This is a genomic window from Pseudomonas sp. Mn2068 (assembly GCF_049319725.1).
GTDB lineage: Bacteria > Pseudomonadota > Gammaproteobacteria > Pseudomonadales > Pseudomonadaceae > Aquipseudomonas > Aquipseudomonas gingeri.
In genome coordinates this window covers 74,113-87,832 of sequence record NZ_JBMOUG010000005.1, presented here as the reverse complement: position 1 = coordinate 87,832, position 13,720 = coordinate 74,113, and the positions used below count along the sequence as shown (strand labels likewise).

Here is a 13,720-nt window from a genome sequence, read left to right as displayed (position 1 = left end):
ATACACAAAAGGATATGGCGGGGCATTGATTTCATTCCATGAAAGTATCGTGTCCTTGTTTTGAATCATAAAGTCGTAAAGCTGTAACTGTCAATGTGGAAAAGATAATGTTGGTGTTCGATATTATGTTCGTGGTTAGTTTGATTTTAGGCGGGCTGAAACCGGAGACTAGAAAAAAATCAATATTTTCATGGAGTAGCAAAAGCCTCATTGGAGGCGTCAGTAAAATATAATGAACGCAAGGGTTGCCTTGTTAACTCCCGGGCGATGATATCGGCATGGCCGGACCGCCTGCTCACGAGAGTCAGGCAGTCCGCCCCTGTCAAGGACTGCTCAGGTGCTCAAGCCAGGTGGGTAAACAGATAGTCCTGCGGCAGGCGCGACTTGGGCAGGGCGGCATTGAAATCACTGTCGCTGCGATAGCCCAGGCAGGCGATCACGACGCTGGTCAGTCCCTGTTCGTGCAGGTTCAGTTCGGCGTCCAGCGATTTGGCATCGAAGCCCTCCATCGGCGTGGCGTCGATACCCAGTGCGGCGGCGCCGAGCAGCAGGCTGCCGAGGGCTAGGTAGGTTTGTTTTTCCATCCAGTGCTGCAGGTCTTTCTGGTCGTAGCGGTGCAGGTTGACGAAGTGCGAGCGGATCTGCTGCTGGCCACTTTTGGCCGTATCGGTCGAGAAGCGCCCGTCCTGTTCCTCCTGTTTCAGTATCGTGTCCAGGTGCGCATCGCTCATCGCCGTGCGCGTGCACAGCACGATCACATGGGAGGCGTTCAGCACCTTCGGCTCATTGTTGGGGAAAGCCCCCAGGGCACCCTTGGCCAGGCGTGCCTTGCCCTCGGCGGTCGACGCGACAATAAAGTGCGAAGGCTGCGAGTTGACCGAGGACGGCACGTTGCGCAGCAGGGTCAGCAGCTCGTCGATAGTCGCCTGGGGAATGCTTTTCGAGGCATCGAAGGCTTTGGTGGTGTAGCGCTGGGTGGTGATCTGCGCGAGGTTCATCAGGTGCTCCAGGGAATGGGTTGAGGCGTTGGCGGCGATTCTGATCTTCGCGATCAAAGGGATAAAGAGGTAGCATCGGGTAGCTCTTTCACTCTGGGTGTGAAAATGATTCGAATCGATGACCTGGCGCTCTTCGTGCGTTCCGCCGTGCTGGGCAGTTTTTCCAATGCCGCGCGGGAAGTGGACCTGTTGCCTGGTCAGGTCAGCGCGGCGATCCAGCGCCTTGAGCGTGAGCTGGATATCCGCCTGTTTGCCCGATCCACCCGCAGCCTGCGCCTGACCGCCGAGGGCGAGCGCTACCTGCCGTATGCCCGTGGCGTGCTGGACACCTTGCGCGAAGGCCATGAGCAACTGCATGTCGAGCGCCTGGAGTTGCAGGGTACGCTGCAGATGGCGGTGTCTTCCGATCTGGGGCGCAACCTGCTGTCGCCCTGGCTGATCGAGTTTCGGCGCCTGCATCCACGGTTGATTCTGCGGCTGTTCGTGTCCGACCAGGTCTCCGACGTGTTCCGCGATCCGGTGGATGTCGCGGTGCGCTACGGACAGATCAGCGATGCGAGTTTTGTCGCCTTGCCCCTGGCGGAGAATCGCCGGGTGCTGGTGGCGGCGCCGTCCTACCTGGAAGCCCGCGGTCGCCCGCAAAGCCTGGAGGACCTCGCCGGGCATAGCTGTCTTTGTTATGTGTTGCAGGGGCGCTTCTATGACAAGTGGGGGTTCTACAAGGACGGGCAGCGCCGGGAAGTCTCGGTGACGGGCACGCTGTTCAGCGACGATGCCGATGTGGTCCGGCGCTGGGCGGTGGCGGGCGAGGGCATTGCCTACAAGGCCTGGCTGGAAGTGCGGGCGGATATCGCGGCGGGCCACCTGGAGCTGCTTCTGCCCGAGTACCACGGCGAGCATACCCGGCTCCAGCTGGTGTGCCCGCACCGCCGGCAGATCTCGGCGTCGGTGCAGGCCTTGTACCAGTTCCTCAAGGGAAAATTCCTCGAACTGGATCAGAAGGGACCTGTGTTGCCGCCTTGAAAGTGTCGGTGATGGTGTGGGAAAGCACGAATGGCAGTCGGCATGCGTCGCGATATTCCGTCGACTCACCTGAAACAACAGGCAATCCTTTGAAAATCATAAACTTGCGAAATAGGTCGATTGCCGAAAATTGACGCCGGCAAACTTGCTTCAAGGGGAGGGGATGTATATATTCGTCCCCTTGTCGCGCAGGCATCAGGACCGTCAAAAGGTTATGAGGCCATGGGGTTCCCGCCGAGGAGCCGCTGTGTTGACCGCTTCACCGCGCTGCCGCCCGAATGGCGAAATTGGTAGACGCATGGGACTTAAAATCCCCCGCTCGTAAGGGCGTGCCGGTTCGACCCCGGCTTCGGGCACCATATATATCAAGGGCTTACCAGTATTTTTAGCTGGTAGGCCCTTTTATTTTTTTCCGCAATCAGAAAATCTTTTCCGCAATCCGCTCATTTCGTCGGCGTGACCTTTGCACCGCGGCGCTTGCGGATGTACTGCTCTGTCATGCCGACGGTCGTATGCCCGAGCTGGTCTCGGGTCTCACGGACACTACCTGTCTACTCTTCTTTGTCCGTTGCGGCCTTGTCCAGTTGTACCGCAGCCCGAGATAGCGGTCCAGGTCCTGTTCGGCCAACGCCGCCTGAAAATTTAGCGGGCACCAGCGGTAGGCAGTGGTGGAGGTGTATACTTTGGCAAATTTTGTCAAAAGTGGACAAAGTCATGAGCACCATGAACATCTCCCTGCCCGACGCCCTGAAGTCCTTTGTCGATGACCAGGTGAATCAGCGTGGCTACAGCACCAGCAGCGAATATGTGCGGGAACTGATTCGCAAGGATCAGGATCGGCAGCATTTGCGCGACCTGCTGATGGCGGGAGCTGCCTCGGCGCCGACAGCTCCTGTGGGTGGTGATTACTTTGAGTCCTTGCGTGCCAGGGTTCGGACTGCTCGGGGATGAGGGTGAAACCCGTCATTCCGCGAGCGCTGGCTAGGCAGGATGTCGAAGACGCTATCCGCTTTTACCTGGACGAGCAGGCAGAGCAGGCGGCGCTCGGCTTTATCGATGCTCTGGAGCGGGCGTACAGCCTTATCAGTCGCCATCCGGCCTCGGGAGCCTCTCGTTATTCCCATGAACTCGAGTTGCCCGGTTTGCTTTGCTGGCCGCTAAAGCGCTACCCCTATCTGGTGTTCTATGTTGAGCGCGATGACCATATCGATGTCTGGCGCATTCTGCATGGTAGGCGGGACATCCCTGAATGGCTGGTCGACGGTCCGGCCCAGTGAATCCACCGATACACCTCTCCATCGAGCGGCGTTTTCTTGTGCATTTTCCCCTGTGCCATTTGCCGGAAAACTGATCAGTTGCAGGGTATTGATTCGCGCGAAACCCGCGGTATTGAGCATGCCAGACCGTCCAATCCAGATTAGTGCCGGCGGTGAATCAAGGCACTTGAGATACAAACGTTATGTCCCGATGACTATCCAGGCCCGCCGATTGCAACTGTGGTAAGCGTGCATCCGGTCTCACTACAAGGGGCCTTCGTGGTTCTGGTTATCCGTTCGCACGCTGGTCATGGGTTTGAGGCTACCTGAGGCGCTCATGGAATGCAGAGCTTTTTGCAAACACATCCGCCATGAAGTCCATGAAAACGATGGCTCGCTTGCGCAGCAGCCGATTCGCCAGGTAAACGACCTGGATCGGCACCTGTGGTGCTACGTAGTCCTTAAGCAGCAACTGAAGATTGCCACTTCTTAGCCCTTCCTCATAAAGCCATTGAGGGCCTTGCGCGATTCCTAATCCTGCATTGACGTACTCACGTATCGCCTCGGGTGAATTGACCCGCAGGCGACCGGAGACCGGGACATCGATGCCTTTGAACCGCCAGTTAGTACCGGTAGATAGCAGAGTGTAAACAAGGCAGTCGTGTTCCTTCAGGTCATCAGGCGAAGAGGGAGAGCCACGTTTCTCCAAGTACTCGCGGCTGGCCACACACACACGCTCGAACCACGCTAGTGGCCGGGCACGCATTGCGCTGTCCTCCAGGTGGCCAATGCGAATCGCGAGCTCGGCTCCCTCGTCGACCAGATTGACGTAGCGATCATTGATCTGGAGATCGAGCGACACTTCTGGATAGAGCTCCAGAAAGCTAGCCACATGGGGCACGATAAAGGTGTGCGCCAATGCAGTCGGGCATGCGACGCGCAGTAACCCAGACGGTGCCACGCTCCCTCTCAGAGAGGACTCTGACTCTTCTACTGACTCCAGAATACGCCGCGCATCTGCGTAGTACCGCTCACCTTCCGGTGTGAGCGTCAGCTTTCTTGTCGATCGGTGAAGCAGCCTGGTTTGCAGATGATCTTCGAGTGCGGCGACGTAACGGCTGACGTTCGGTTGTCCGAGTCCGAGATCACGTCCCGCAGATGAAAAACTGCCGGTCTCGACGGCGCGTACGAAACAGTTCATCAGTAACAACCGATCCATCACACGTCCTCTTTCATGCAGATTTTGCATGAGATGTATTCTATCTGGCTATCTTATCATCGCCTTGGCATGAATACATAGTTGCTCTCAGAAGGTCAGTCGTCCGACTGGTCGTCACAACTGAGAGGAAATCTACATGTCCCGTTTACAAGGCAAGCGTACGCTTATCACTGGTGGCACCAGTGGCATTGGTCTGGAGACCGCAAAGCAATTCCTCGCAGAAGGCGCTCGGGTGATCGTCACGGGTGTCAATCCTGAGTCCATTGCAAACGCCCAAGCTGTCTTTGGCAGCGAGGTTCTGGTGTTGCGAGCCGACTCCGCCAGTGTCACAGCCCAGAAGGAGCTGGCCCATGCTGTTCAGTCTCATTACGGGCAGCTCGACGTTGCCTTCCTCAATGCCGGCGTATCCGTCTGGATGCCAATCGAAGACTGGAACGAGGAGATGTTTGACCGCTCCTTTGACATCAATGTCAAAGGCCCTTACTTCCTCCTGCAAGCACTGCTGCCGGTCTTCTCCAACCCTGCCTCGGTGGTTCTTAACACCTCGGTCAGTGCGCACCTGGGCGCCGCGCGTTCATCCATTTATGCCGCAACAAAGGCTGCCTTCCTGAACATGTCGAAAACGCTCTCTAGCGAGCTTCTACCGCGAGGTGTTCGAGTAAATGCGGTCAGCCCTGGTCCGATCGACACGCCGCTGTACGACAAGGCGGGTATCCCCGATGCCTACCGCGAGCAGGTCAACAAAGATATTGTTGCGACCATCCCATTTGGCCGTTTTGGCACGCCTGAAGAAGTAGCCAAGGCGGTGCTGTACCTCGCGTCGGACGAGTCTCGTTGGACGGTGGGAACGGAAATTATTGTTGATGGTGGTCGCTCGCTTTAACGAGATAGGCACGCCTTCGAGTCTGTACATCCCGCTTCCTGCCTGGGAGCGGGAGTTGTAGAAATAACAGTGGGTATTCACAAACTGGAGCGATTCGAACCTGAAAAATCGGACGGCGATGACTTCGCTGGTACGAAGCTCAGCATGGTGGATATAGCCGTTGCTCCAGTTTTTCGCTACTTCGACATACTAGGATTCGAACCCAGTCATCGTCAGGATGATTTTCCCAACGTTTTCGGACGACTCCATTCGGCGATGGGCATCGGCAGCCTGTGACAGCGGGAAAGTGCTGTCAACGACCGGCTCCAGGCTTCCAGCGCCATCAAAGCGATCAAGCCAATGCTCGCGAAAGCGCCTGATCATGTCGTGCTTCTCTGGTTGTGTACGGGACTTCATGACAGTACCGATGATTTGCAAGTGACGGTAAAGGATATGCTCCAGTTCTACGCTCACCTTACCGCCTCCGCCCAAAATACCGACCTGAATAAGCCGGCCTCCCTTGGCAAGAGATGCGATATTGCGTGAAAAGTAGGGTTCGCCAACGAAATCAATGACGACATCGACACCTCGACCGTTGGTTTTGTCTGCAATCACCTCGGCAAAATCCTGCGTCTTGTAGTCAATGGCGATATCTGCATCCTAAATGCTCCACGCGTGCCAGCTTGCTGCCTTCGGTTGTCGCATACACCGTGGCCCCTGTGGCGTAGGCCAACTGTACGGCAGCAGATCCCACGCCTCCAGCTGCGGCGTGGATCAATACCGAGTCGCCGGACTTGAGCCGAGCCAGGTGCATCATTGCTTCATGGGCAGTGACAAAGACTTCGGGAATCGCCGCTACGCGTACATAGTCCAACTGCGCAGGGATATGCATGGCCATGCGGTAGTCGATGCGTGCAAGCTCGGCATAGGCCCCCCCTCCGACAACGCCCATCACTCGATCGCCGACCTCGAAACCCGTGACCAAATCACCTTTGGCAATCACTTCACCGGCGATCTCCAGGCCGATGATGAGTGAATCACCAAAGTTAGGGTGACCATAGCCGCCGGTGCGGTGGGTCAGATCCGCACGGTTCACACCAGCGGCATGGACTCGTACCAGCAAGTCAGCCGGGCGTACTTCGGGATTGGGAGCATCTGCCAGTTCCAGCACGTCCGGCGCGCCGAACTCTCTAATGTTGATGGCTTTCATGATCAGTTTTTCTCGGTTTCGGTGAACGTGGCATTGGCGATAGCGGATGCCGTAATGGCGCCTGGAAAGCCTACGTAGAACGCCAGGTGGGTGATCGCGGCGGCGATTTCGTCATGGGTCAGCCCATTGCTCACGGCCCGCCGCAGATGCGCGGGCAACTCTTCCGAGTGACCACCGGCAATCAATGCGGCCACTGTGATCAGGCTGCGGTCGCGCGGGGACAATGCCGGATCGCTCCAGACCTGCGGGTACAGCGTCGAATCGACGAAGTGCGACAGCTTTGGTGTAAACGCCCGCGCCGCTTCACGAGGGCTGCTGAAATTGATATTGGACATGACGATGTCTCCTCAAACCTGGCTGATGAATTTGTGGGTGAGGTAGTGCTCGATGCCTTCAACGCCACCTTCTGAACCGTGACCGCTTTCTTTCATGCCGCCGAAGGGAAGTTCTGTGGCGACGATGCGGTATTGGTTGATACCGATCATCCCGGCCTCTAACCCGTCAGCGACGTCGATGGCGGTTCGAGCGCTAGAAGTGAACGCATAGGCTGAAAGCCCGTAGGGCAGGCGATTAGCCTCCTTCAAACCATCAGCCAAGTGATCGAATGGCATCAGCACGGCGATAGGCCCGAAGGGTTCTTCATGCATGACTCGGGCGTTCATAGGCACGTCCGCCAACACGGTGGGCTCAAAAAAGTAGCCGCTGCATTCCAGGCGCTTACCACCGGCCAATACGCGCGCACCCTTGGCGACAGCATCAGCCACCAACTCTTCCATCTTGGCCAGTTGCCTGGGATTGGCGAGCGGCCCAACCTGGACGCCGGGCGTCAAGCCATCGCCCATTTTCAACACGAGGGTGGCTGCCACGAAGTGATCAACAAACCGGTCATAGACGCTACGTTGAATCAGGAAGCGCGTGGACGAGATGCAGACCTGGCCCGTCCCGCGAAACCGGTTGGCAACACCTTCGACGGCTGCTTTTTCTATTTCCGCGTCATCGAATACCAGCACCGGCCCGTGTCCTCCCAATTCAAGGGTAATGGGCTTGACACCCTCGGCGGCGCGAGCTGATAGCAGCCGACCGATGGGTACCGAACCCGTAAAGGTCACCTTGCGGATGATGGAGGAAGCGATCAGGTGGCTAGAAACCTGATCCGGTACGCCGAACACTACCTGCAACACGCCTTTAGGCAATCCTGCATCGTCGAGAGCACGCGCCAGAGCCAGTGCTGTAGAGGGGCTTTCTTCCCCTGGCTTGAGGATGACACTGCAACCTGCAGCCAACGCCGCCGAGAGCTTGCGTGCGGGAGTAATGGCAGGGAAATTCCACGGCGTGAACGCAGCGACAGGGCCGATGGCCTGGCGTTTTACCATTTGCAGTACGCCGGGACGGTTGGCTGGGACTACACGACCATCGATACGGCGTGCGCTTTCGGCAAACCACTCGAAGTATTCAGCCGCACGCGTCACTTCATCCATGCTTTCCCCAAGCGGTTTGCCTTCTTCAAGCGTCATTTGCTCGGCAATGTGTGGTGCCCGTTCCAGGATGAGATCCGCAGCGCGTTTGAGAATTTTTGCGCGCTGGTCTGGTACGGTTTGGCGCCATTGTTCAAAGCTCAGTTGAGCCACTTCGAGTGCATGATCGAGGTCGACTGCGGTGGCGAGTGGAACGCGCCCTATCTCACGTGCGGTTGCGGGGTTGACGACGGCGGCGGTTGCGCGCCCTTCGGCACTGATCCATTCACCACCGATAAAAAGATAAAGGGGGTCGTAAGATGTGTTCATGGGGTTGCCCTTCGGTTGGTTTATCAAAAATTCGTACAAAACTCGGCGCCTGGGTTGCCGGGACTGTCCAGGCGCCCTGTGTAACCGAGTCTATGGAGTACGAGCCGTTTGATTTAGCCGGCCAGGAGGGAATCATTGTTGTGTCTGGAGGTAATATCGAGCCCAGGCAGGAGCGTGTAGCATCTGCAAATACGAGCCACGTTACGTGGCAACGGTAATCTGGCTCGAAGTTGAAGGCTTTAATGTTTTTTGGGGGCGCACTTCGGCAGTGAAGAACGCTTGGAATCAGATCGACAGGTAGATTTGGATGGATAAGCTTACGAACATGTCCGTGTAAGTAAAAGTTGTCGAGATGGGTAGTTTTACGGCTGTGGCTAACCATCTGGACTCTACGGTCGGCAATGTCTCGCGTGCGGTGTCCGCGCTTGAAAACGTACTCGACACCCGCCTGTTGCAGCGGTCTACCCGTCGTCTTTCGGTGACAGATGCTGGCCGGCGCTTCTACGAGCGCTGTACCAAAATTCTGGCGGATCTTGAGAATGCAGAAGCCGAAGCGAGCAACGCCGCTTTGCGGCCCAGGGGAACCTTGCGGGTGCATTGTGTGCCTGGGCTAGCGCGGCAATTGGTCACCGGTGCCGTGCTGGAGTACCGTAAGGAATTCCCCGATGTCACCGTGGACTTAATGCTTTCTCAGCGAATGCCTAACCTCCTGGAAGACCAACTGGACGTCTCGATTCTGATTGCCCGAACACTGCCGGATTCAGCGTATGTCAGCCAAAAGATCGGCGTTAGCCATTGTGTGCTGGTTGCGTCTCCAGAGTATCTGGAGCTAAACGCCGCCCCGATGACGCCAGAAGATCTCAATGATCATCAGTGTTTGCTGTTGGGCACCGTCGATTATGTGCGGGATGAGTGGCAATTGAAGAGCAAGACCGGGGATGCCACATTTGCCCCCAAGGGCCCGAGTTTCAGCGTCAATGATATGGACGCGATGGCGGTTGCCGTTCGAGAGGGCGCAGGCATAGGTTTGCTGGCCGGTTTTTCAGCCATCGAGGACTTGCGTTCAGGCAGGCTCGTCCGTGTTTTGCCCGAGTATCATACATACGAGCGCAACGTTTATGCCGTCTACACATCACGCCAGTTTATCGATGCAAAAATTACTCGCTTCATCGATACGTTAAAAAGTCGAGTAGGTACTGAGCTAATGATTACCGCTCAGGAACTCATTGCTTAAAGGATGCTGATTAAGCCTTGAGTGGGGGGGGAGGTGCAGAATCAGTGAAGTTTGAATGATACCGAGCATAAAGTGTACCGCAAAAACAAATGCCAAAGTTTCAAGCGTTTAAGGTGTTTTTGCGCCTCAGTATAAAAAATCTGACACTGTCTTTGACCCGCACCCAGGGCGAAGCCGCCCCCGCATCACCCGACCTTGCCGCAAGCGCCTGCTGAAACGCCGCTCCACCCGGGGATAGCCAACGGTTATCGGCGGGGGCGTACTTCTCATTACTCGCCCCGCATGAAGTGCAGTATTTTCAACTCATCCGGTTTCGCGGTGTTAAGTGGAAGAGGTTTTTGCGATGCAAACGACTGGGCCGTACTCGGGGCTGTTTCCTGTTGCCCCAACGCCATTCAGCGACGCCGGCGAGCTCGATTTCGAGGGGCAGGGGCGGGTGCTTGACTGCATGATCGACCAGGGCGTGGATGGCATCTGTGTCCTGGCCAACTACTCGGAGCAGTTTCTGCTCTCGGATGAAGAACGGCGGCAGTTGACCGAGTTCTGCCTGGCGCATGTCAAGGGGCGGGTGCCGGTGATGGTCACCTGCAGCCACTTCAGTACCCAGGTCGCCAGCCAGCGTGCGCGTCACGCGGCGGAGCACGGGGCGGCGCTGATCATGCTGATGCCGCCCTATCACGGCGCGGGCATCAAGCTGGAGCCGCGCTTGATCCGCGAGCACTTCGAGCGTGTCGCAGAGGCGTGCCAGCTGCCGATCATGATCCAGGATGCGCCGCTGAGCGGCGTCACGCTCTCCACGGCTTTCCTGGCGGAAGTGGCTCGTACCCTACCGCTGGTGCGTTACTTCAAGATCGAAGTCCCCGGCACCGCCGCCAAGTTGCGCGAGCTGATCACGCTGGGCGGCAGCAGCATCGTGGGGCCTTTCAACGGTGAAGAGGCGATCACGCTGATGGCCGATCTGGATGCCGGCGCCCGTGGGGTCATGGCCAGCGCAATGATTCCGGACCTGATCCGTCCGGTGATGAGCGCCCATGCCGAAGGTCGTCGCCAGGACGCGATCCAGGCTTATGAGCGGATTCTGCCGTTGATCAACTATGAGAACCGCCAGTGCGGATTACGTGCGGCCAAGACGGTGATGAAGGAGGGCGGTGTGATCCGCTCCGACAGCGTTCGCCATCCCCTGGAAGCGTTGCATCCGCAGACACGTGAGGGCCTGCTTGAACTGGCCAGGGCGGCCAATCCGATTGCCCTGCGATGGGGTAAGTAAGTCGGTAAGGTGGGTGAGGTGAGTTGGTATTTGTCTAAGGCTAGGGTGAGAACAAGAAAAATGACTGTTTTAGCTAATCCTGTTTTGTCCACCGTCACATCGGACTTGATTCGTCTTGTGGGTGTAACGAAGTCATACGGTAGCATCAATGTATTGAAACCCGTTGACCTGGACATCAAGGACGGTGAGTTTCTTACTATCCTTGGCCCGTCCGGGTCCGGTAAAACCACCATTCTACGAATGATTGGCGGATTCACGGCGCCTACATCCGGTCAGATTCTCCTGCGGGGAACCGACATTGTAAGCCTGCCGATATTCAAAAGACCGTTCAATACGGTATTTCAGGATTACGCGCTTTTTCCCCATATGACCGTGGCGAGCAACGTCGGATATGGTCTACGTATCCGACGCATGCCTGCCGATCAGATCAAGGCCAAGGTCAGGGCCGTACTTGAGACCGTCAATCTGGCGGACAAGGCGGATCGATACCCTGCTGCGCTCTCCGGCGGCCAGCGGCAACGTGTGGCGCTTGCAAGGGCCATCGTCTGTGAGCCGCAAGTGGTCTTGCTCGACGAACCCCTCGCGGCACTTGACGCCGAGCTGCGTCGATCGATGCAGGAGTTTCTCAAGGATCTGCAGCGCAGAATCCGGACAACATTCGTATTCATCACTCATGATCAGGAAGAAGCGATCTCGATGTCGGATCGTATCGCGGTCATGGACCATGGCAATCTTGTTCAAGTTGGAACGCCCAAGGAAATCTACTACAGGCCGAAAAGCGAGTTTGTAGCAAAGTTCTTTGGGGAAAATAATTTACTTCCCACGATCACGGATTCCCAAGGTGGCGCATCCATGATTGAGAGTCCCTTGGGCAGGCACGTGTCGCCAGGGCCCAAGGGCAAGGGTTTTCAACTGGCGATCCGGCCTGAAAGTTTCAGCCTGCATGATGGGAGCGAGTGCAAGCCGGATCAGCAGGTCACGACGGCAAAGCTTGAGGGTGTGACATTCCTGGGACCTACCACGCAGTTATCGCTTTCACTGGGAGCGGCGGCGCACCGAATCAAAGTGCGCATACCGACCGCACTGTGGACGAATAATCTCGGCGTGGGTGCAGAGGTCTCGTTGCGCTGGTCGGAATCCGATATCAGCTTCGTGCCGAGAGAATCCTAGATGACAGCCCTGATCCTGAATATGGAAGCCGCCAACCCGAATCGGCTACAACTCGCCAAGATCATGGTAAAGCTGGTTATCTACGGCGTGCCAACGGTGATGGTTCTGGTCCCGCTGGTGTCCTTCCTGGCCTACAGCTTCCTGGAACAGAAAGGCGGTGTCCTTACCGGCAGCCTGACCCTGGCCAACTACGCGGGCTTTTTTGCAGGTAGTTATCTCAAGGTCTTTCTGGGCACGCTGAAGCTGGCATTTTTCGTTGCGTTTGTCGCCCTGGTTTTTGGCTATATCATTTCGTACCTGATCTGGCGTCTGGAAGGCTCGGCCCGTTACCTGCTGCTTTTGTTCAGTGCACTGCCATTGGTTATGAATTACGTCGTAAAGATTTACGCGATGCGCAGTATTCTCGGCTACAACGGCTTCTTGAATTCGGTTTTGTTGTCCCTGGGAATCATTGATGTGCCCAGTCGGCTTTTTATATTCAACCAGACAGCCGTGATGATTGCGATGGCGGTCATCTATCTGCCTTTTGGCATATTGCCGATATTCCTCGCGCTAGACCGTATTCCACCCTCGTTGATTGCTGCCGCGGCTGATCTTGGGGCCAAGCCTGGCCGGATCTTCATGACGGTCATTCTTCCGCTCAGCCTGCCCGGATCGATTGCCGGGGCGCTATTTGTGATGGTCATTGCCCTGGGCGATTACCTTACTCCGCAAATGGTAGGGGGGAGCGAGGGGTTCACTTTCGGTCGCGCCATCTGGAGTCAGTTCGGCATGGCATTCAACTGGCCGTTCGGTGCGGCACTCGCAGTCGTGCTGCTTGTAGCCGTCATAGCCATCATCGGGCTTGCTTCCCTGATTTCCCGCGCGGGGAGAGTAAAATGACACCCATGGAACGTATCACCGTTGCTGTACTGTGGATCATGGGTATTTTCGCGTTCGCCGTGCTTTATGCGCCGGCAGCGATAGTGGTCACACTCTCGTTCTTCAGTGTCAAGGATCACCAGGTTGATTGGTCTGATTTCAGTTTGCAGTGGTATGGCAAGTTTTCCGAGAACTCCCAATTGCTGGAATCGCTCGGGAACTCACTGCTTGTCGGTGCCTGCGCTGTAGTCATCGCGACAATTATTTCGCTGGCCCTTGCGTATTACATGAAGACCGGGGCGCGCAAAGGGCAGAAATATATCGAGTTTGTAATATTCCTGCCATTCGTGCTGCCTGCGATCATCACCGGTATTTCGTTGTTGGTGGCTTTTCGGGAAGTTGGCCTGGAACGCAGTCTGGTGACCGTCACCATCGGGCACGTCGTGCTGATTCTGGCGGTGATCTATCGGATGATCATGATCCGCCTGGACACACTTGAAAGCTCGCAGATTGAAGGCTCGCTCGATCTTGGCGCGAATGGCTTCGAGACCTTTATCTATATTGTCTTCCCGCAGCTGCGATCAGCGCTGGTGACCAGCTCCTTGCTGGCGTTTGCCCTTTCTTTCGACGAAACGCTGGTGACGTTCTTCCTGGTCGGCGGGGATAGCACACTGCCAATGCGCTTATGGGCAATGATGCGAACCGGTTTCACCCCCGAAATCAACGCGCTGGTCTCGGTGGTGCTCTGTGTGACGCTGGTATTTGCAACGCTAGGCGCGATATCCCTGCGCCAGAGTATCGAGCGCAAGGCATGAGGAGAGAAGAGGGCGTCAACT

At 56.6% G+C, this 13,720-nt stretch carries 15 protein-coding genes, 1 tRNA gene and 2 pseudogenes; 11 read left to right on the top strand and 7 right to left on the bottom strand.

What is annotated here, in order from left to right:
- Window positions 1-341 precede the first annotated feature (341 nt).
- A complete protein-coding gene (locus tag ACL9RJ_RS13485) occupies window positions 342-998 on the bottom strand; it encodes an oxygen-insensitive NAD(P)H-dependent nitroreductase NfsB (protein WP_042936937.1) in 657 nt (218 codons plus the stop codon).
- Between the two features lie 105 nt (window positions 999-1,103).
- On the opposite strand from ACL9RJ_RS13485, the gene ACL9RJ_RS13480 reads away from it, so the two are divergent.
- A complete protein-coding gene (locus ACL9RJ_RS13480) occupies window positions 1,104-2,021 on the top strand; it encodes a LysR family transcriptional regulator (protein WP_042936938.1) in 918 nt (305 codons plus the stop codon).
- Between the two features lie 272 nt (window positions 2,022-2,293).
- Window positions 2,294-2,380, top strand: a tRNA-Leu gene (locus ACL9RJ_RS13475).
- An 84-nt stretch (window positions 2,381-2,464) separates the two neighbouring features.
- Here the strand turns inward: ACL9RJ_RS13475 and ACL9RJ_RS13470 are convergent.
- Window positions 2,465-2,599: pseudogene (locus ACL9RJ_RS13470) on the bottom strand (integrase); the annotation flags it as partial.
- A 136-nt stretch (window positions 2,600-2,735) separates the two neighbouring features.
- Here ACL9RJ_RS13470 and ACL9RJ_RS13465 point away from each other — a divergent pair.
- Window positions 2,736-2,972, top strand: coding sequence for a type II toxin-antitoxin system ParD family antitoxin (locus ACL9RJ_RS13465; RefSeq protein ID WP_017129140.1), 237 nt, complete (start codon window positions 2,736-2,738; stop codon window positions 2,970-2,972).
- On the top strand, window positions 2,969-3,298 hold the full coding sequence (locus tag ACL9RJ_RS13460) for a type II toxin-antitoxin system RelE/ParE family toxin (protein WP_017129141.1): 330 nt from the start codon (window positions 2,969-2,971) through the stop codon (window positions 3,296-3,298). The genes ACL9RJ_RS13465 and ACL9RJ_RS13460 overlap by 4 nt, the downstream gene beginning before the upstream one ends.
- A gap of 301 nt (window positions 3,299-3,599) precedes the next feature.
- Here the strand turns inward: ACL9RJ_RS13460 and ACL9RJ_RS13455 are convergent, their stop codons facing one another.
- Window positions 3,600-4,496 (bottom strand): LysR family transcriptional regulator, encoded by an 897-nt coding sequence (locus ACL9RJ_RS13455; RefSeq protein WP_017129142.1) that lies wholly within the window; start codon window positions 4,494-4,496, stop codon window positions 3,600-3,602.
- 136 nt (window positions 4,497-4,632) lie between these two features.
- Between ACL9RJ_RS13455 and ACL9RJ_RS13450 the strand changes: the two genes are divergently transcribed.
- Window positions 4,633-5,379 carry an SDR family oxidoreductase gene (locus ACL9RJ_RS13450; protein WP_177118431.1) on the top strand — a complete coding sequence of 249 codons (747 nt, stop codon included), beginning with the start codon at window positions 4,633-4,635 and terminating at the stop codon, window positions 5,377-5,379.
- 189 nt (window positions 5,380-5,568) lie between these two features.
- Here the strand turns inward: ACL9RJ_RS13450 and ACL9RJ_RS13445 are convergent, their stop codons facing one another.
- Genes ACL9RJ_RS13445 through ACL9RJ_RS13430 form a run of 4 tightly spaced genes read right to left on the bottom strand, consistent with a single transcriptional unit; the run spans window position 5,569 to window position 8,352 of the window.
- Window positions 5,569-5,973, bottom strand: coding sequence for a zinc-binding dehydrogenase (locus ACL9RJ_RS13445; protein WP_422765340.1), 405 nt, complete (start codon window positions 5,971-5,973; stop codon window positions 5,569-5,571).
- A 25-nt stretch (window positions 5,974-5,998) separates the two neighbouring features.
- Complete coding sequence (locus ACL9RJ_RS13440) at window positions 5,999-6,568, bottom strand: alcohol dehydrogenase catalytic domain-containing protein (protein WP_422765339.1); 570 nt, start codon at window positions 6,566-6,568, stop codon at window positions 5,999-6,001.
- A gap of 2 nt (window positions 6,569-6,570) precedes the next feature.
- Window positions 6,571-6,903, bottom strand: coding sequence for a carboxymuconolactone decarboxylase family protein (locus ACL9RJ_RS13435; protein WP_017129147.1), 333 nt, complete (start codon window positions 6,901-6,903; stop codon window positions 6,571-6,573).
- Between the two features lie 12 nt (window positions 6,904-6,915).
- Window positions 6,916-8,352, bottom strand: coding sequence for an NAD-dependent succinate-semialdehyde dehydrogenase (locus ACL9RJ_RS13430; protein WP_042936940.1), 1,437 nt, complete (start codon window positions 8,350-8,352; stop codon window positions 6,916-6,918).
- Between the two features lie 349 nt (window positions 8,353-8,701).
- On the opposite strand from ACL9RJ_RS13430, the pseudogene ACL9RJ_RS13425 reads away from it, so the two are divergent.
- The 6 genes and pseudogenes from ACL9RJ_RS13425 to ACL9RJ_RS13400 all read left to right on the top strand — a co-directional run.
- Window positions 8,702-8,836 (top strand): annotated as a pseudogene (locus tag ACL9RJ_RS13425) (LysR family transcriptional regulator); the annotation flags it as partial.
- The gene (locus tag ACL9RJ_RS13420) at window positions 8,831-9,586 is read left to right on the top strand and encodes a substrate binding domain-containing protein (RefSeq protein ID WP_422765426.1); all 756 of its coding nucleotides are present in this window, start codon (window positions 8,831-8,833) and stop codon (window positions 9,584-9,586) included. The pseudogene ACL9RJ_RS13425 and the gene ACL9RJ_RS13420, both read left to right, overlap by 6 nt.
- A 343-nt stretch (window positions 9,587-9,929) precedes the next feature.
- Window positions 9,930-10,853, top strand: a complete 924-nt coding sequence (locus ACL9RJ_RS13415) for a dihydrodipicolinate synthase family protein (RefSeq protein WP_103033127.1) — start codon at window positions 9,930-9,932, stop codon at window positions 10,851-10,853.
- Window positions 10,854-10,913: 60 nt separating this feature from the next.
- Window positions 10,914-12,023 (top strand): ABC transporter ATP-binding protein, encoded by a 1,110-nt coding sequence (locus ACL9RJ_RS13410; protein ID WP_042936850.1) that lies wholly within the window; start codon window positions 10,914-10,916, stop codon window positions 12,021-12,023.
- On the top strand, window positions 12,024-12,905 hold the full coding sequence (locus tag ACL9RJ_RS13405; RefSeq protein ID WP_212810994.1) for an ABC transporter permease: 882 nt from the start codon (window positions 12,024-12,026) through the stop codon (window positions 12,903-12,905).
- Window positions 12,906-12,910: 5 nt separating this feature from the next.
- Window positions 12,911-13,699: an ABC transporter permease gene (locus ACL9RJ_RS13400; protein ID WP_177127525.1), complete on the top strand. Its 789-nt coding sequence runs from the start codon at window positions 12,911-12,913 to the stop codon at window positions 13,697-13,699.
- The last annotated feature ends 21 nt before the right edge of the window (window positions 13,700-13,720 follow it).

Excerpts from the sequence above, each read along its gene's own strand:
- ACL9RJ_RS13485 (WP_042936937.1), bottom strand. The coding sequence starts at position 998 with ATGAACCTCGCGCAGATCACCACCCAGCGCTACACCACCAAAGCCTTC.
- ACL9RJ_RS13430 (WP_042936940.1), bottom strand. The coding sequence starts at position 8,352 with ATGAACACATCTTACGACCCCCTTTATCTTTTTATCGGTGGTGAATGG.
- ACL9RJ_RS13415 (WP_103033127.1), top strand. The coding sequence starts at position 9,930 with ATGCAAACGACTGGGCCGTACTCGGGGCTGTTTCCTGTTGCCCCAACG.
- ACL9RJ_RS13455 (WP_017129142.1), bottom strand. The coding sequence starts at position 4,496 with ATGGATCGGTTGTTACTGATGAACTGTTTCGTACGCGCCGTCGAGACC.
- ACL9RJ_RS13450 (WP_177118431.1), top strand. The coding sequence starts at position 4,633 with ATGTCCCGTTTACAAGGCAAGCGTACGCTTATCACTGGTGGCACCAGT.
- ACL9RJ_RS13405 (WP_212810994.1), top strand. The coding sequence starts at position 12,024 with ATGACAGCCCTGATCCTGAATATGGAAGCCGCCAACCCGAATCGGCTA.
- ACL9RJ_RS13465 (WP_017129140.1), top strand. The coding sequence starts at position 2,736 with ATGAGCACCATGAACATCTCCCTGCCCGACGCCCTGAAGTCCTTTGTC.
- ACL9RJ_RS13440 (WP_422765339.1), bottom strand. The coding sequence starts at position 6,568 with ATGAAAGCCATCAACATTAGAGAGTTCGGCGCGCCGGACGTGCTGGAA.
- ACL9RJ_RS13480 (WP_042936938.1), top strand. The coding sequence starts at position 1,104 with ATGATTCGAATCGATGACCTGGCGCTCTTCGTGCGTTCCGCCGTGCTG.
- ACL9RJ_RS13435 (WP_017129147.1), bottom strand. The coding sequence starts at position 6,903 with ATGTCCAATATCAATTTCAGCAGCCCTCGTGAAGCGGCGCGGGCGTTT.
- ACL9RJ_RS13400 (WP_177127525.1), top strand. The coding sequence starts at position 12,911 with ATGGAACGTATCACCGTTGCTGTACTGTGGATCATGGGTATTTTCGCG.
- ACL9RJ_RS13410 (WP_042936850.1), top strand. The coding sequence starts at position 10,914 with ATGACTGTTTTAGCTAATCCTGTTTTGTCCACCGTCACATCGGACTTG.
- ACL9RJ_RS13460 (WP_017129141.1), top strand. The coding sequence starts at position 2,969 with ATGAGGGTGAAACCCGTCATTCCGCGAGCGCTGGCTAGGCAGGATGTC.